Origin of the sequence: Microbacterium sp. NPDC087591, from assembly GCF_044743625.1 — a bacterium.
In the GTDB taxonomy this organism is placed as follows: Bacteria; Actinomycetota; Actinomycetes; order Actinomycetales; family Microbacteriaceae; genus Microbacterium.
In genome coordinates this window covers 286,331-303,417 of the sequence record NZ_JBIUWU010000003.1, presented here as the reverse complement: position 1 = coordinate 303,417, position 17,087 = coordinate 286,331, and the positions used below count along the sequence as shown (strand labels likewise).

Sequence of the window (17,087 nt, the reverse complement as noted above, 5' to 3'; positions counted from 1 at the left end):
ACGCGCCGACTGCACGTTCGGAAGGCCGCGAAGCCCGTAGCTTTGTCGGTATGGACGGGCCGGTGCTGAGCGGGGGAGTGATCGTGCTCGTCGCTGTGCTCCTCTGGATGCTCTACCTGCTGCCCTCGTGGCGCGGTCGCTTCCAGTACAACGCCGCCGAACGCAACGCCGTGAGGCTGAACCAGGCGCTGCGGGTGCTCGCCGAGACCAGTGAGACGCCGGGAGAGGTGCGGTTCGAGTTGAACGCCCGCACCGCCCTGGCGCAGCAGAAGCTGGCCAAGCGGGTGCAGTCCGAGCGGGAGGCTGCCGAGCTCGAAGCGCTCCGCAACGAGCTCGCCGCCACCAGGGCTGACCCGGTGGTGCGCCAGGCGCGCGCTCGTCGTCGTGTGCGTGCGACGGCCACCACGATTGTCGTCACCGGTCTCGCTCTCGCGGGCCTCGGTGTGTGGCAGGTCGTCGCGACCGGTGCGCAACTGCTGCTGTGGGCCGGTGGAGCGCTCGTGCTAGTCTCGGGGCTCGCGCTGCAGCGGATGGCGGCTGTCGCCGCACGATCCGCGCGACGCCCGCAGCAGGTCGCACAGCCGCAGACCGAGCGCGTGGCTCCCGAACTCCATGATCAGGGCCGTGCCACCTGGACCCCGCGTCCGCTGCCTGAGCCCATGGTGTCGGTCGCCGGATCGCGCGCACAGGTCGCGCAGGCCGAGATCGAGGCGCAGGAAGAGCGTCGCAAGGCCGCGCGTATCGCCGCGCTCCGTGCGCGCGCCGAGGAGATGGCACCGGAGGCCCCCGTGGCCCTGCCGGCCGCCTCCTCATCTCCGTACGCCCGGATGGGTTTCGTGGACGACGCGGAGATCGAAGACCACGTGAGAGAGCTGCTCTCCCGACGTGCCGCCGGGTGATCGGTGTGACGCGGACCCCTCTTCCGTCGTGATAACGTAGAGGTGTTCACGGGCCTATGGCGCAGTTGGTAGCGCGCCTCGTTCGCATCGAGGAGGTCAGGGGTTCGAATCCCCTTAGGTCCACAGTGTTTTGAGTCGCGACATAGTTGACGAGTTATGAGGAAGAGTCCGGCCATCGGCCGGGCTCTTTTTCGTTGTTGCGCCAGTAGGTCTTGCTGGGGTTGATGGTGTTGGTTGTGATGATTCCGCCGGTGTTGAGGCGGATGACGGTGACGGTGTGGTCGTCGGCGAGGAGTATGACGGGTGTGCCGCGGTGTGTGGCTCCGATGCCAAGGTGGTGAGCGGCCACGAGCGGCGTCCTGGCAAAAGCGTTTGTCTCGGCGAAGAAACTTGCAGGGGAGCGGGACCTAACTCGAGTTTCCGATCTACGGATGGTGGGGGCAGTAGCGCCCCGTCTCGCCCGACACATGTCGGAGTCAAACGGCGAGACTCGGACGAGGTTCTCCCAGGGTCCGCGATCACGAACGTGCGGCCGAAGACATCGTCGTGCGGTCCTTCGACCACGGGGTGGCACCCTTCGTTGTCCACGTGGTAGAGCCGTCGTCGATGGCAGCGGTGGCGCGGGGCACTCCGCGGGTCAGTGAGCGCCTACATCCTGCCTGTGCCTTCTCGTGCGCGGTCGTCGGCCTGGTGGAACGCAGCGTGAGCTAGTTAAAGATTGTGCTGCCGGTATGGCGCGAGCCGTACCGAACTCCGAGGCGCTCCGCTGCGCGCTGCAAAGCCGGCTCTGGCAGGTGGGCTTGCTTGGTGAAACCTAACGAGAGCATGACCCATGTCGCGTCGCGCACCGCGCGAGATTCCGGGTCGGTCACGTACTGGTCACCGCGCTGGTCGTTGGGTGCTCCCTCGTGGGCGATGTCGTTTCTTGCCCACAGGAGGTGATTGATCCACTCTGCGACGTTGATCTTCGACGCCGCCATGAGTTCGGCACCGAGATCCGCGACGAAGACCTCGAGATGCTCACGATAGGTGCGCTCCACCGGCCGGTTGCTGGTGAACCTTCGCACCGCGGCCATCTGATCCTCGTCGAGCCCACTGAGTTGATCGAGGGCTGTTTTCAACGGCTGGAGCTGGGTGTCGGTCAGCCTTCTGACAGCAGGTAGCGGGAACCGGGTCTTGACGTACTTCTCTAGCGCCGCAGCGAGCGCTATGAGATCGCTCTCGACGTAGCCGGATTGATAGCGGATCCCGGAGAGGACTTGGGGCACCGGGCGGAGCGATGACCGCGCGGCCCACCATGCGTTGATCACAGATTGTGCGTGCTCGTTTCCCAGGCGCACGACGTACTCGATGGGCTTCCTGGGGTTTCGGTTGAATGGAGCGAACCGGGTACGGCCGAGGACAGTCACGATGACACCCGTTGGCTCCGTGGCGGTTAGCGTGAGCCGACCCGACGGAGAGTCGGCCGCGAATGTCAGCAGATCCTGGAAGGCGGCGAGGTGTTCCTCAAATTCGTCGAGCGGCGCGGGCTCGGTCGACGTGAGCTTGATCCGTCCTTGTGCGTCCGTGTAGGTGAACTCCATCGCTCTCGCCGTGCCCAGCGCAGGGGCGAGAAGCGGGGCGGAGGGAAAGCGCCCGCCGCCATCTTCGTGCCGGTATCCCGCGGCTCCCGTGGCGTGCTCGAAGAGTGCGTGGACAGAGCTATATGTGGGCTGGACGTCGTCGGAGCCCATCCGAATTTCGGTCACCCGGAGTGTGAGCTCTCGATCCTTCACGACAACGTGTCCAACCACGAGCGCCGGCACGTCGCCGATACGTGCCTGGAGAACTCGTCTTGAGGATGCTCCGGTGGTGGCAGAGAAGGTCGCATTGGTTGTGAGGTAGGCGTGGTCGTCTGCTTCTACGAGTGTGCCCACTCCAGTGGTCGCGTCCTTGCCGATAATCGCGAACTCCACTGCCGCCGGCATCTCTAGCGCACTGTCGATCATCGTCACCACCTCTCTATCTCAATGTTCTCGCGTGGGCTGCGGGGAATGGGGCTCGACCTGCGTGCGACGTTCCTCCTCGGCTTAGTCCGTATCGCGGAACCAGCGGTTTGAGGCGGCGGTCTCCGCCAGGGCGGGTGTGCGCTCTGCCCTCCTGGCAGCCAACTTGTCCGTGGCGATCTGCACCAGGTCCGCTGGCCATTCGCCTGGATCTTCGAGGATGGACTTCGCGACGGATGGCGTGATGGAGGCGAGCCGCGCTTGGTTGGCCCATCCGCCGGGCGGGAGCGCGTACCGGCTGCCTTTGAAGATCTCGAGCTTTTGCTTCCGCGTCTTGCACGCAGCAATGACTGCTGTTCGTGCGTCGGACGTGCCGGCGACGAGAAGGTCGCGGAGTGTCGGCTCCAAGCGGATGGCTACTCGTTCACGGGTCGATTCGGTTCCGATCGTCCAGATCAGCCAGAGAGTTCGCCCCGAGAAGTTCACTTGTTGAAGCCGGAGGGCGTCCTGGAGATCGAGGGAGCGCACTCGGTGACCCGCCGCGTCTCGCTGTAGGGACAGTTCCACCGCGCGGTATCGCTTCGAATCGAAGGTCTGCACGAGGTCATCGATTGCGGTGGAGAGTTCGATGACGACGCTGGTTCGGGCCTGCTCCAGAATGCCGATCACCGCGAGCATCTTGTCACGCGGGGATGTCAACGCTGCGAGGTGTGTACGCCACCACGCAGCATCGCCCCGGTTCTGGCGGTAGGAGGCCTCGATGCCCGCGGCCTCAGTGAGGGCTGCGGTGCGAGCGCGCGCAGCGACCGCAGATAGGTCGACGTCTGTGGGGACGGTGGCGACAACGCGTCGGAGGATCCATCCGTCGCCCCAGGCGTCCGCAATGGTCGCCAGATGCTGGTCCCAGTCGATCGTCGTAGACGTACTGGGCGTCACCGCGTTGGCGGCCGTTGAACCGGTTGCGGTGTGCTTCGGTCCCGGACGCGGAGGGAGGGCCGGCGTTGGCAGTTTGCGGCGCGGATTGGATAGCGTCGTGGTCGCAGCGTTGATGAGGTCCGTCAGAGGTGAGGTCTCGACACGGTGCGTGGCCCCTTCCGCGGCGCCTTCGTTGAGGTCGGATCGCGCCCGGTTCAGGATTTGCTCGTCCTGTCCGTTGTAGCCACCCTCGGCGAGGATGTCGACCAGCCAGTCGTGTTCCCCGTCTGCCTCAGCGACAATTGAGTGCAGCTGGTCAAGGCGGCGCGGGTCCGGCTGGGGGAGCGCTCTGAGATCCGCAGCGGTCTGCAGCCATGCGGTCGTGGCTTCGAACCGCTCCCACCACCAGCTCGCGATGTCATCGTCTGGCATGGCGTGTGCGTCGAGACTTCGCGCAATGGCGTGGCGAATCTCTGGGGACTTCTCCTGTTCGAGGCGACCCTTCAGATGAGCAACAGCTTGGCTGCGTCCGGCGCGGTCGCCGAGCCGAAGCGGTGTGCCGGCCGAATCGAACGCGCCATCCTCAGCAAGAATCACGCCAGGGCCTTCGAGCACAAAGTCCACGACCTCCCTGATCTCCGTATCAATCAGACCGTGGAAGATGCGGTCGCCAAGAACCAAGACGGCCATTGAGCGGATCGTCGGCTGCGGCGAGACTCGCTTTCCGACTGTCCGGAAGTTGTCGCGAAGGGCGCGAACTTCACCCTTGGTGAGCATGCCGATGAAGAAGCGGCACACGTTGGACCAGTACGGGCGTTCGAGAAGGGCGTTTAGGCCATCGTCCCGAGAGTTGCCGATGCCCTTGGCGGTCAGGTTGTCGAAGATGTGCAGGGCCGCGAAGTACTCGCGGAGTGACTGCACCTCGAACTCGAATGCGTCATCACGTTCCACAAGACAAAGAACGCGGTCTGTGATCGCCGAGTAGAGCTCTTCGGCCAGTTTCTGTTCCTCGGGCTGGCCTGCGAGGTAGTTGCGCAGGAGCTGGCGGAGTTCGTCCCGGGAGATCTTTCCGGAGCTTTGTCCTTGCTCCGCCTTGGCTTGCAGGTGCCAGCCGAGATAGGCGTGGGTGTCCTCGACGACGCGACGCTGCTCTGCGAGTAGAGGCTCTTTGTCTTCGGTCTGCTCCCGGTCCAGGAAGGTCTTGAGGTACTCGGCATACAGCTCCGTGCGTTGCTGCGGCAGCAGTTGTCGCCGGTGGAGCAAGTGCAGGAGGATCGCGAGCTGCATGGGGTAGGAAGCCAACTCGCTGATGTGGGGCACGTGCTGGCTGTCCATGAACGTTGACTGCAGCCGCGTTGCCGCCTCAGGCGAGAGCTGTGAGACAGCGACCCACCGTTGTAGATACTGGAGCCTCAAGCCCTGGGTGAGGCGTTGCAGATGCAAGACCGGAAAGGCGCCTGATGAGGTCAGCGGTTGCAGCGAGCTGCCGGGGCGCGTGGCGACGAGGATCACGAGGTCGGCCGCATCCGGGCTCAAGCGTCCCCGTACACGGGCGATCTCGTCGACAACCTTGGCGCGGACGGACAAGCTTGCAACTTCGTCGAGACCGTCCAATGCCAAGAGCACCGGTTCTGTCGCGATGAGGACGGCGAAGTCACGGGCCTCGAACTGGTGCGCTCCGATATGACGACCGATGTCGTCAATCACGAACTCCTCGAGACTGCGCCAGTCATCATCCCGTCGAGATCTCTCCTTTGATTTCCGCGTCTTGCCCCGACGAGCCGGGGGGACGTTAACCGCCCATTGCGCGTACTTGCGAAGGTCGATGCGAATCGGGAACCTGGCGATAGAAGTCGCGCGGACGAGCCCAGACTGGTCGGCAGTGTAGGCGTTCTCGCCCAGCCGCCGAGCCCGATGAAACTGGCACACGTATTGGAGGACGGTGGACTTGCCCTGGCCGGGACCCCCCACCAGCACGGCGTTGCCTTTCCACTCGGGGTGAAGCAGCGCTTGCGTCGCGCCCGTGATCACAAAGCCCGATGCTGCCTCAAGTTCTGCGGTGTCACCCGGCGCCGCATCTGAGATGCGAATGAGCAGGTCCGAAACGGCGGACTCATCGCGTCGGCATCCGACGGGCACGTCCACGAACATCGAATCAACCGACGGTCCGCGTAGGTCGACCTGCTGGAACTGAACTGTGTCTTCCGCCGCATACCTGTCGCCGAGATACGCCCGGAGCGTCGTTTGAAGCGCGTCACGCCTTTGTTGGTTGCGCTCATGCCGGGCTTTCATCGCGACGAGGACGTCAACCGAATAGCCCGTACCATCGTTCGCGTCGATCAGGGAGTGGTGCGTCGGACACATCAGCACCAAGTTCTCGTAGCCGTCAACTTCGGCATAGTCCACGTCGTAGCGAGGGCCGCCAGCGCTTCGAGCCCGGATGTGAGCTTCCTGCCCGAGCACGACCACATCTGAACCGCCGGTCTGCGCGTTGTTGACGTCGAGGGTGAGCGCCTGCAGACAGCCAGGGAATGCGCACTGATCATGCGCCCTCGTCCAGAGCAGCTTTCGCGTTCGCTCGCTGATCGCCATGCCACTCCCGTGTCCGTAGGTTCTCTCAATCTTCCCAGCCGTTGTGGGCTCTCGTGGCTGCGCACCACCGAGCAGCCCGGAAGATGCCCCGTGCATTGTCCATGAGAGAATTGGAAGGCTACGGTGCCGCGGGACTATGGGCGTCGGGGATTCGACCTGCCGGCGTCAGCCGCGTGCTTCCTGAGGAGTTCACGGCCGGAGGCATGGCAGCGTTAGCGTCTGAGCGGAAAGGCAGGCACCCACATGAAGATGCGGCAGCCTAAGGCACGGCAGCTTGGCGCTCGCGGCCAGACGGCCGCGAAGCTCTTCTTCGAGAGCCTCGGCTGGGGTGTTATCGAGACGAGCGGCGATCACGACCTCGGCACTGACCTGCTCGTTCAGGTCCGAGACAAGACGCTCGCCGACATGTCTCTCATGTTCGGCGTCCAGGTAAAGACAGGCGACTCCTGGTTCAAGAAGCGGTCGAAGATCGCAGGGAAGCCTGGGTGGATCTACAGCGAGAAGGACCAGAGGCACGCCAACTACTGGAGCAATCATCCGCTCCCGCACATCTTGCTCATTCAGAACGCCGACCTCAACAGGCGGTACTGGGTCTTTGCTAATCGCGAGACGATCGAACCCACCAAGAAGGGCTTCAAGATCCTTGTTCCGGAGGATCAGCCGCTCGAAGAGCGATTCCGCTCTCACTGGGAGGATGCAACCACTCAGGCGCTGAAAAGGGTCATCCTGGAGGGCGCGCGGTGGTCGTTCGATATGGACTCCGTTCCTCCCGCCGCTCACGCGCGTTTCGCGCTCCTCGCGGCGCACCTCGTGGCGCCTCACCCGAACAGAGGATCCAAGGAGCCCTTGTCGTGGCCACAAGCTGTCGCGCTGTGCCTATCCTCAGGTGCCGAACGCTGGGAACAGAACGCGGCACGTCATTCCACGGTGCCGACCGTCGGTGAAGCCTCCCAGTCCGAAGACTGGGGATGGCGATTCGCCGCCGCCGTCTACAGCTGGATCTATGAAGCCGACGCCGCACCACTTGAGAGCCTGGATTCCACGAGTGAATCGCGTCAGGCTCAGATTGCGCACGCCGTTGCGACGGCCGTCGCCCTAGAGGACTTCGACAGGCTCGCGGAAGCGGCAGAGCGCCTTGAACGTCTCGCTCTTGAAACCGAGGAATCGATCGAGCAAGCCTGGATTAGCGTGCATCGGGCGCACCTTGCAATGGAGCAAGGCGACGTCGAAGAAGCGCGGCGTCTCGCTCAGCTCGGATTTGCTCAGCTCGCTCCGGTTGGTGCCGATGTGACAGCCTCGCCTGTGCGTGCGGCGGCCGCGTGGGCGATGTTCGACACCGCCGAGATGATCCCGACCGATCTCGGACCAGTCGTATCGGTCATGGACAATCCGTCGTCGTGGTGGCGCGCGCAGACGACATCCGGCGGCCTTGAGGCTGCGGTCAAGCAACACTTCCGCGCATGGAGCCACGATCAGTCGGTCACCTTTGGGAATGAGTACGCCTCGCACAACGCACTGCATTCTGCGACTGTTCAAGCTCGGCTGGCTGGCTCCTTCGCCCAGGCCAAGAACGTCGCATCACTGAGGGCGCAAGTGGATCTCAGCATCCCTGCAGGAGATGCCCCGCGGACCGTTGACTCGCTGGAGACGCTACGCAGCGTCGGCGACGAAAAAGCTCTCAGACTCGCGATCCACGAGGTCGCACGGCGGGAGCCGCTGAGCCAACTACGTGAACTCGTCAGCCATGTGACGCCAACGACGATGACACGAACCACAAGCCGCGCAGATCTGCGACTGCTCCAGCACGCCGGTATCTACGCCGATCCCGAGCACGCTCACGAGCTCGTCGACTTCCTGCTGGACGCACTCGAGGATCCACAACCCTTTAGTGACCGGGTGGCAGCACGATATCTCGTGGTTCCCGCGCTTCTTGAGTCCCTGGCAGGACTACGAGACTTCCTTCAGGAAGAACAGTGGTGCCGCTTCATCGACTACGTGCTGTCTCACGAACACAGCGAGGTCTCCGCTCCATCGCTAGCTCGCCTTCTTACGGATGCCCAGCTGGTCGACGACTATCGTGCCCGTCTTGCTCGGGCCCTTGACGAAGTGCCCCAGTGGCTGCAGTCATCACTGCGGAGCGCAATTGGCGCCAACCAAGCGGATGAACGAGCTCAGGTCCGACAGAAGCTCCTCGACGGCGATCTCGACGGGCTTTCCGCGATTCGCGGAAATCTGGGCGAACTTGACGCTGACGAGGCTGCCGCTGTCACCACCGCGCTCGCGAATGCTGTCGATGCCGAGCGCGAGCATCCCATCCCGGCGGGGCTGATCGCCCAGGAACGCGACGACGCTGGCAACCTCGCCAAGCTCTGCATCAATTTCCCGGATCTCGAGGGATGGAGCTCTCTCATCGAGTTCATTGCCGACCTCTCCATCGAAGGCCGCCGCAAACGCCAGGCCGCGCTGACTCTCGCCCGCAATTCCGACGCGATACCTGCTGCCGTTCGGCCAGCCTTACTCGACGCGGCGCGCTCAGCACGGAACCAAGTCAACGAGGAAACATCGCCTGCGCCCACACTCATCAAAGATGTCGGAGGCGCGATCGATTGCCTTTACGCCTCGCTCCTGGACAAGAGCGATCCAGATCGGTTTGCGCTCACGGCATCCTTGCTTGCCGGCTCCCTGGAGCAGCGGCGAGATGTCTCCTGGTATCTCGCAAGCTCTGATGATGCCGAGTTGCCCCTCGCGGCACTCCTGAAAGACCCGGACCCGGAGGTAGCGTCGAACGCCGCAGCAGGGATGGCGAGGCTCCTGCGGAACAGTCCGGAGCCAAAGCCCGCCATCGTCAATCTCCTCGTCCGACTCGTCGAGAAGGACACCTCCGTTGCGCACGCCATCGTGGTGGGACTCGGAGGCACCGAGCCCCTTCATGACAACTTGCGGCGACTCAAGCTCGCTCTACAGCAACACGCGTCCGTACGCGTTCGGAAACTCGCACATGCGCTTCATACAAGCGACTCATGACCGTGGCGGATCGCGAAGTCAAGTTGGCTGTCGGCGTGGGCAACGCAGACGTGAGGTCGCGGACACCGTTCTCATGCCACGTCTAGCTCCGATCTCTTGCGTCCGCGTCGAAGTATGCCGCGCCGCTCGAGGTGGGCACTCACAGTGGTGCGGTGGATCGCGAAGCGCCGGGACAGGACGTATGTCGAGTCGCCCGCGCAGTACGCCTTCACGAGCTGATCGATCTCGCCGGGGGTCAACGTCTTCACGCGCGTGCGAACCGCGTTTCTAGTCCTCGTAGGTGTCTCGCCTCTGACATGATCGCGTCGACATCCGGCGGCCTCCCGCATGAGCGAGATCGTTGATTTTCCGCGCCCCTCTTGTTTGGAATAAGTTCCCAGGATGACCACAGAACAGAGAAGCCCCCGGCTCACGCCGGGGGCTTCTTTCTTGTTGCGGACGTGGGGTGATAGGTCAAGATACTGTGCAAGAGAACGGAGAAGCCTTCTCCGCTTTCGGATCAGACTCTCCCGCGAGAGAAGGGACCAGGAATGGTCTACGCGATGATCGTGCGGCGCAAGGTGCGACGCACTTTCGAACAGATCAATTCGGGCAATTATGCCGCGATGGTCGACGGGCTCAGCGGCGAGTTCGAGTACATATTCCACGGCGAGCACGCGCTCGGAGGGCGGCGCGTCACGAAGGACGCGATGAATCGGTGGTGGGAACGGACGCTGAGCGTGCTTCCCGGTGCCGCGTTCGACGTGCGAGAGATTCTGGTCAACGGAGGGCCGTGGAAGACGCGTGTGGCCGTGCGCTCCGTGGTCAGCGGTCCTCTGCCTGACGGTGAGCTCTACGAGAACACGGTCTTCCAGTTCATGACCATCACATGGGGCAAGGTCACCGCCGTGGAGACGGTCGAGGACCTCCAGGTTCTCGAGCGCGCGTTGCGCAAAGTCGCGGATGCGGGCAACGCCGAGGCTGCTGCGGCACCGATCATGGGCTGAGCCGAGCGATTCGCGCCGCGACATCCCCCGCCCGCCGCGGTACCGTGAGCCCATGCCCGCCCGTCGCAAGGTCCCCGCGTCCGCGCGCACGCCTGCCGCCCGCACGCGCTATGCGCGGCGCAGGCAGAATCGACTGTCCCGGGTGGAGAACGACCTCACGCCCGATCAGTGGCAGGCACTGATGGACGCGTGGGAGGGTTGCGCCTACTGTCAGAACCCGGCGCCGGCCCTGCAGCGCGATTGCATCATGCCCGTCTCCCGCGGCGGACGGTACACGCTGGAGAACGTGGTGCCGGCGTGTGCCTCATGCAACGCGAGCAAGAACAACAGCGAGGTCACCTCGTGGCTGCGTCGCAAGAAGTTCGACGAACGGGCGTTCCTCGTCCGCCAGGCGACGATCCTGAAGTCCCTCGTCCCCGCGGAGGAGGACGAGGGACTGTAGAGCACTATGCGACCGTCGCGTTGATCAGCGCAGGGCCTGCGCGCAGACCACAGCTGCCGCCGCGGACCACGCCTGGGGGCGACAGGCTGCGGGGTACGGGACAGGACGACCACCCGGGACACGCGTGTCCCCGGACTGGAGTTCCGGGACCCGGTAGTCGAACCCCTCGGCGGAGTCCAACAGCTGCAGCGCGACCTTCTCGGCGTGGTCATCGAGACCGGAGCGCAGCATCCCGTGCAGGGCGATCGCGGTGTCGTGAACCCAGACGCTGCCGCCGTGATAGCTCAGCGGCCAGTATCCCGCAGCGCCGGTGGACATCGTGCGGATGCCGTAGCCGCTCGACAGTGACGGACCGACGAGCAGCTCTGCGCACGCCTGCTCCTCGTCCGGGTCGAGCAGCCCGGTACCGAGCAGATGGCCGATGTTGCTGGTGAGGGAGTCGACGGGGGCGCCGTGGGCGTCGAGTGCGATCGCGGGGTAGCGGCCCTCCGGGGTGGTCACCCAGTAGGCGTCTCGGAATCGCCGGCGCAGGTCCGCGGCCCATTCGCGCAGCTCAGCCGCACCCGGCTCGCCGAGGGCATCGAGCAGCTCGGCGCCGCGCCTCGCGGCCTCATAGGCGTACGCCTGCACCTCGCTGAGAGCGATCGGCCCCTCGGCCAGGCGTCCGTCGCGCCACTGGATCGAGTCGCCGGAGTCCTTCCAGCCCTGGTTCGCCAGACCGTGTCCTGTCTCGTCGACGTAGTCGATGAAACCGCTGCCGGAGGCGGCGCCGTGCTCGGTCATCCACGCGAGCGCGGCCCGCAGCGAGGGGAGGAGGTCGCGAACCTCCTGCTCCGCCATCCCAGCATCCCTCGCATCGGCCAGCAGGCACACCCAGAGCGGAGTCGCATCCACGGTGCCGTAGTACAGCGGAGGCAGGTGCACGCCCTCGTTCGGAAGCGACAACGCACCGTTTCGCAGCTCGTGCGCGATCTTCCCCGGTGCCTCGGCGGTCGACGGGTCCGTCGTGGTGCCCTGCAGGCGGGCGAGCACGCGCAGCGTCGATGCCGCCATCGTCGGATCGGTGCGGAGGGCGAGGCGCGCGGCCCACAGGGAGTCACGCCCGAACAGCGTGAAGAACCAGGGAGCACCGGCAGCGTAGAACGCGTCGTCCGGATGGGTAGGAAGCACCAACCGGAGTGCATCGAGGTCGGCGGAGGCCTGAGCCAGCCACCGGGTGGCACGAGGGTCGGCGGGAACCGGCTCGTGGCTCAAGTCAGCGGTCGGCGGAGCCGCGGCTACAACCAGGGTCGGGTCATCCATCACCAGCTCCCAATGGAGCTCCACGCTCCCTCGGCGGGGAACGGTCGCCTCCCAGCGCAGCACGAGTACATCCCCATCGCGGATGACGCGGGCGGCCGTCGCCGAGACCACGAACGAGGCGTCGCCCCCGCGGCACACGCCGTCGTCCCACGTCCATGGCGTCTGGGCGGTCTCGCCGGCCTTCACCTGCTGCATCGGGGTGAAGTCGGGCTGCAGGCGCACGGTGACCCCGACCGAGACCGGTGCGTCCAGATGCGAGGCGATCCGGATGGTCTCAGCGAACGAGCCCGCCGTCACGCGGCGCTCGCGGTCCATGCGCACTTTGGGATCGGCTGAGCCGTCGTCGATGCCGCGGAGGACATCGGTGAACGCCACGAGCCTCGGATCCGGGGAGGAGCACGAGATCGACTCCAGCTCGGTGCCGTCGACGGAGAGCTCGACGCTGCGGACGTGCCGGACGTCGCCGTGATAGATCCCATGGATCGGTGCGATCCCCATGCGGCCGGCGGCATCCGACCAGACCTGAGTGGGTGCCTCGAGCGCGATCACGGCGTCGTCCAGCAACGGCTGGAGGGGCGGGGTGGGGGTCATTCCTTGACGGCTCCTTCTGTGGTGTTCATGATGCGGCGTTGGAAGATGAAGAACATCACGGCGACGGGAATCGTCATGATGAGCGCCGCAGCCAGCTTGATCGGGTACTGGGTCCCCTGGCTGAGCTGTCCGCTCGCGAGGGACGCGACGCCCTTGGTGAGAGTGGTGAGGGCAGGGTCGTTCGTCGAGACGATGAAGTGGCTGAGCTCGTTCCACGATCCCTGGAAGGACAGGATGATGATCGTGACGAGCGCGGGAGTCGCCATCGGAAGCACCACGGACCAGAAGATGCGGAACGTGCTCGCGCCGTCGATCCTGGCCTGCTCCTCGACCGACTCGGGGATCGATTCGAAGAAGTTCTTCATGATGAACACTCCTGCGGCGTCCACGAGAAGGGGGAGGATCATGCCCGCGTAGGAGTTGAACATCCCGAGCTGATTGATCACGAGGAACTTCGGGATCAGCAGCACGACCGAAGGCACGGCCATCACGGCGACGAGAGCGGCGAACACGAAGCCGCGACCGCGGAATCGCAACCGCGCAAGCGCGTACCCCGCGAGCGAGTTGAAGAACACGCGCCCGATCGTGACGAAGAGGGTCACGACTGCGCTGTTCACGAACCACGAAGGGAAGGTCGAGTTCGCGAAGAGACGCTCGTAGGCGGCGAAGGTCCATACGTCGGGGATGAGCGAGATACCGGAGCTCGCCGCGTCTTCGTCGGTCTTGAAGCTCGTCGCGACCTGCATGAGGAACGGGTAGATGTAGATGATCGCGAGCACGATCAGGACCCCGTAGAGCACGATCTGCCAGGTGAGCTGTTTGGGGGAGAGCTTCATGACGCCCCTCCCTTCCGCGTGATCTCGTAGGCGCGCAGACGACGCCGGGACACCGGGCGGTCGCGCAGCGCCCAACGCTGGATGAGTGTGAAGACCACGATGATGACGAACAGGATGAACGCGATCGCGGCACCCTGTCCCCACTCCTGCTTCGTGAACGCGGTCTGGTAGGACAGGAATGCGGGCGTCAGGGTCGTCTTGCTCGGCGCGCCCTGGGTTCCGGCGTAGATCTGGTCGAACACCTGCCAGGTGCCGATGAGTCCGAGCGTCAGCACCGTGAACAGCGTCGGGCGCAGCTGCGGCAGCGTGATGCGCCAGAAGCGCTGCCATCCGTTTGCCCCGTCCATCATCGCGGCTTCATCGACGTCGGCGCCGATGTTCTGAAGCCCGGCGAGGAACAGCAGCATGAAAGTGCCGGACGTCGTGAACACGGCCATCAGGATGTAGGCGCTCATCGCGATCGAGGGCCCGGCCAGCCAGTCCCACCAGGAGACGCCGAGCGCGCCGGCCTGGGTGAGCGCGCCGGGGCCGTTCTCCACACCGACGGCGCCCAGCACGAGGTGCAGGATGCCCCGAGGGTCGTTGAACCAGTTCGGACCGGTGACTCCGAACCAGGAGAGCACGTCGTTCACCGCACCGCTGGCGGAGAAGAGGAACATCCACAGCACCGTGATCGCGACCGAACTCGTCACGGAGGGGAAGTAGTAGGCGGTGCGGAAGAATCCGCGGCCGCGCAGCATCGCACGGTTGACCAGCACTGCGAGGAAGAGCGCGAGCGCTGTCTGCAACGGGACGACCAGCACCACATACCAGGCGTTGTTCCGCAGCGCCGTCCCGAAGTCCCGCGTCGCGAGCCCGCCGTCGGCGAGAACGGCGGCGTAGTTGTCGCTGCCGACGAACGATACGTCGGCGGAGAGGGGGCTCCCGCGACCCGACCAGTCGGAGACACTCACCCACAGCGCCATGAGAACCGGCACCAGCAGAAAGACGCCGAGGATCGCGATCACCGGTGCTGTGAAGAGCCATCCTGCGGCGGCCTCGCCGCGGCGGAGACCTGACGCCCCGCCGCGGCGAAACCCGGAGGCCCCGCCGCGACGAGATGCGACCTGTGTCGCCATGACTACTCGACGACCGCTTCGAGGTTCGACTGCACCGAGTCGAGGATCTGCGCCGGGTCCGTCGACTTCAGGGACTCGAGCTGCGAGTTGAAGTCGGCGATCACATCGGCCGCGCCGTCCTGGTTCGGCGGGAACTGGGCGTAGTCGGCGCCGGCGAGGAACGGAACGAGCGTGGCGTTGTCGGTGGCCCAGGCGTCGGCTGCCGAGGCGATGGACGGCATCGGGCCGAAGGCCTTCGAGAACGCGAGCTGGCTGTCGGTGCTGGTCAGGTACTCCACCAGTTCGAGAGCCGCCTGCTGGTTCGGGCTGTCGGCGGCCATTCCCCAGCAGTTCGTGAACTGCAGGGTGCCCTGTCCGGCGGGGCCCGCCGGGAGCTCCGCGACGGTGTAGTCGACACCGCTGTAGTCATTCGACATCGCGCCCGTGATCCAGTTGCCCTCGATCACCATGGCAGCGGACTGCTTGCCGAACGCCTCGCCGCCCCAGCCGGCGCCGATGTCCTTCGCGAACGCGAACGTGCCGTCTGCGAGGTGGGTCTTGACGTAGTCGAGCGCCTGCACGTTCGCGTCGTCATCGGCGATCGCCTTGCCGTCGCGCACGAGACCCCCGCCCGCCTGCGCCATGAAGACGCCGAGCCGCTGGTACTCGGCGCCGAACGCGAGACCGACGTGGTCGGCCGTGGTCAGCTTCTTCGCGACGGCGGCGAGGTCGTCCCAGCTTTCGGGAATGTCGGCATCCGTGAGCCCGGCTTCTGTCCACATCTGCGTGTTGATCACGAGCGCGAGTGTGGAGAAGTCCTTGGGCGCGCAGTAGAACGTGCCATCGACAGTGAAGTTCTCGACGAGCGAGGGGTAGAAGTCATCCTTGTTCTCGAGCTGGTCGCCGTAGGCCGCGAGGGATCCGTTGGATGCGTAGCCGGCCAGCCGGTCTGTCGACAGATAGAAGAGGTCGGCGGGCTCGCCCGCGGCGAAGCCCTGGGACAGCTCCTGGTCGAGGTTGCTGGCCACCTGCAGGGAGACCTTCACGCCCGATTCCTTCGACCACGCGTCGACCGCGGACTGGACCGCGGCCGTTTCGGCGTCCCCTGAGGAGCCGATCAGCAGCGTGAGTGCGTCGTCGGACGAGGTGAGGCCCTCGGCATCCGTTTTGCCGGCGTCGTCGCCGGAGAAACCGGATCCTCCGCAACCGGTGAGGACGAGGGCGCTGGTCAGCAGCACCGCTCCGGTGCCGACAAGTGCGCGTGTGGTTGGCCGGGTCATGGTCTCTCTCCCTTGATGAGTCACGTGGGATTTGATCGATCAAATCTCGCGTGGCTTACACTAAACGGCGTAGCGCGGAAGTGTCAAACCCCGCAGGAAGTGGAGGCGGAGCCGCATGGCCAAAGCACCGACGGTCGAAGACGTCGCCGCGCGCGCCGGTGTCTCGAGACAGACTGTGTCGAACGTGCTGAACACCCCGGACATCGTCCGCCCTGCGACGCGGGAGCGCGTGCTCACCGCGATCGACGCGCTCGGCTACCGCCGGCATGCGGCCGCGCGCCGGCTGCGGCTGCGACGCAGTTCCACGATCGGGATCCGGCTGCACTCGTATCTCGGCGGTGTCTCCGGCGTCGTACTCGACCGGTTCGTGCATGCGATCACCGAACGCGCGAGCGACCGGGGCATGCGGATGCTCGTCTACGCGGCACGAACTCCGGAGGAAGAGCTCGCGCGTCTCGGCGAACTCTGGGACGGCTCGGAGATCGATGCGGCGATCCTCACCGCGACCGAGCGCGACGACCCACGTGTGCGCGGCCTCGATGAGCTCGGGCTGCCGTTCATCTCCTTCGGTCGGCCGTGGGGGGAGGATGACATCGCGGACCCCCGCCACCTGTGGGTCGACGTCGACGGCGCCGCCGGTACGCGCGCAGCGACCGAGTACGCCCTCACCCGTGGGCGGCGAGTCGCCTTCCTGGGGTGGCCACCCGGTTCCGGAACCGGTGACGACCGCGAACGAGGCTGGCGCGAGGCGATGTCCGCTGTGGGTGCGCCGGGTGCTCGCCTCGTCGCCGAGGAAGGTGTGCCGTTCGCGCGCGCGAGCGTCGAGGCGTTGCTGGCTGCCGATGACGCACCGGATGCTCTCGTGTGCGCGAGTGACTCCCTCGCCGTCGGTGCGCTGCTCGCGGTCACTGCTGCGGGTCTCCCGCTACCGGTGATCGGCTTCGACAACACTCCCACCGCGGAGGCGCTCGGATTCTCCAGTGTGGAGCAGCGGCCGGAGGACGTCGCGTCGGCGATCCTCGAGCTCCTCCTCGGGCCGACCGGCGAGATCGTCACACCGCGCAGTCTGGAGTCCGGATCTGCGCATGCCCTCATCGCACCCGAGCTCGTGATCCGCTGAGCAGAGCGATGCTGCGGG

At 65.4% G+C, this 17,087-nt stretch carries 12 protein-coding genes and 1 tRNA gene; 6 read left to right on the top strand and 7 right to left on the bottom strand.

Annotation, left to right across the window (positions count from 1 at the left end; genetic code table 11):
• Positions 1–50 precede the first annotated feature (50 nt).
• Together ACIOVG_RS15905 and ACIOVG_RS15900 are read left to right on the top strand one after the other, a co-directional pair.
• Entirely contained in the window at positions 51–899 is an 849-nt protein-coding gene (locus tag ACIOVG_RS15905; protein ID WP_400875538.1) for a hypothetical protein, read from the top strand.
• Between the two features lie 50 nt (positions 900–949).
• Positions 950–1,022 (top strand) — tRNA-Ala (locus tag ACIOVG_RS15900).
• Positions 1,023–1,053: 31 nt separating this feature from the next.
• On the opposite strand, the gene ACIOVG_RS15895 is transcribed toward ACIOVG_RS15900, so the two are convergent.
• The 3 genes from ACIOVG_RS15895 to ACIOVG_RS15885 form a co-directional block, all read right to left on the bottom strand.
• A complete protein-coding gene (locus tag ACIOVG_RS15895) occupies positions 1,054–1,248 on the bottom strand; it encodes a hypothetical protein (protein ID WP_400875535.1) in 195 nt (64 codons plus the stop codon).
• 358 nt (positions 1,249–1,606) lie between these two features.
• Complete coding sequence (locus tag ACIOVG_RS15890; RefSeq protein ID WP_400875532.1) at positions 1,607–2,887, bottom strand: hypothetical protein; 1,281 nt, start codon at positions 2,885–2,887, stop codon at positions 1,607–1,609.
• Between the two features lie 81 nt (positions 2,888–2,968).
• Entirely contained in the window at positions 2,969–6,391 is a 3,423-nt protein-coding gene (locus tag ACIOVG_RS15885; RefSeq protein WP_400875529.1) for an HNH endonuclease, read from the bottom strand.
• 243 nt (positions 6,392–6,634) lie between these two features.
• On the opposite strand from ACIOVG_RS15885, the gene ACIOVG_RS15880 reads away from it, so the two are divergent.
• The 3 genes from ACIOVG_RS15880 (at position 6,635) to ACIOVG_RS15870 (ending at position 10,843) form a co-directional block, all read left to right on the top strand.
• Positions 6,635–9,415 (top strand): DUF4365 domain-containing protein, encoded by a 2,781-nt coding sequence (locus ACIOVG_RS15880; protein WP_400875526.1) that lies wholly within the window; start codon positions 6,635–6,637, stop codon positions 9,413–9,415.
• Positions 9,416–9,945: 530 nt separating this feature from the next.
• Positions 9,946–10,401, top strand: coding sequence for a nuclear transport factor 2 family protein (locus ACIOVG_RS15875; RefSeq protein WP_400875524.1), 456 nt, complete (start codon positions 9,946–9,948; stop codon positions 10,399–10,401).
• Positions 10,402–10,453: 52 nt separating this feature from the next.
• Positions 10,454–10,843 (top strand): HNH endonuclease, encoded by a 390-nt coding sequence (locus tag ACIOVG_RS15870; protein ID WP_400875522.1) that lies wholly within the window; start codon positions 10,454–10,456, stop codon positions 10,841–10,843.
• Between the two features lie 24 nt (positions 10,844–10,867).
• Here the strand turns inward: ACIOVG_RS15870 and ACIOVG_RS15865 are convergent, their stop codons facing one another.
• Genes ACIOVG_RS15865 through ACIOVG_RS15850 form a run of 4 tightly spaced genes read right to left on the bottom strand, consistent with a single transcriptional unit; the run spans position 10,868 to position 15,949 of the window.
• Complete coding sequence (locus ACIOVG_RS15865; protein WP_400875519.1) at positions 10,868–12,736, bottom strand: glycogen debranching N-terminal domain-containing protein; 1,869 nt, start codon at positions 12,734–12,736, stop codon at positions 10,868–10,870.
• Positions 12,733–13,572: a carbohydrate ABC transporter permease gene (locus ACIOVG_RS15860; RefSeq protein WP_400875516.1), complete on the bottom strand. Its 840-nt coding sequence runs from the start codon at positions 13,570–13,572 to the stop codon at positions 12,733–12,735. Before ACIOVG_RS15860 ends, ACIOVG_RS15865 begins: the two co-directional genes overlap by 4 nt.
• Positions 13,569–14,690, bottom strand: coding sequence for a carbohydrate ABC transporter permease (locus ACIOVG_RS15855; protein ID WP_400875513.1), 1,122 nt, complete (start codon positions 14,688–14,690; stop codon positions 13,569–13,571). Before ACIOVG_RS15855 ends, ACIOVG_RS15860 begins: the two co-directional genes overlap by 4 nt.
• A gap of 2 nt (positions 14,691–14,692) precedes the next feature.
• Positions 14,693–15,949 (bottom strand): extracellular solute-binding protein, encoded by a 1,257-nt coding sequence (locus tag ACIOVG_RS15850; protein WP_400875510.1) that lies wholly within the window; start codon positions 15,947–15,949, stop codon positions 14,693–14,695.
• A 115-nt stretch (positions 15,950–16,064) separates the two neighbouring features.
• On the opposite strand from ACIOVG_RS15850, the gene ACIOVG_RS15845 reads away from it, so the two are divergent.
• Positions 16,065–17,069, top strand: a complete 1,005-nt coding sequence (locus ACIOVG_RS15845) for a LacI family DNA-binding transcriptional regulator (protein WP_400875507.1) — start codon at positions 16,065–16,067, stop codon at positions 17,067–17,069.
• Positions 17,070–17,087 lie beyond the last annotated feature (18 nt).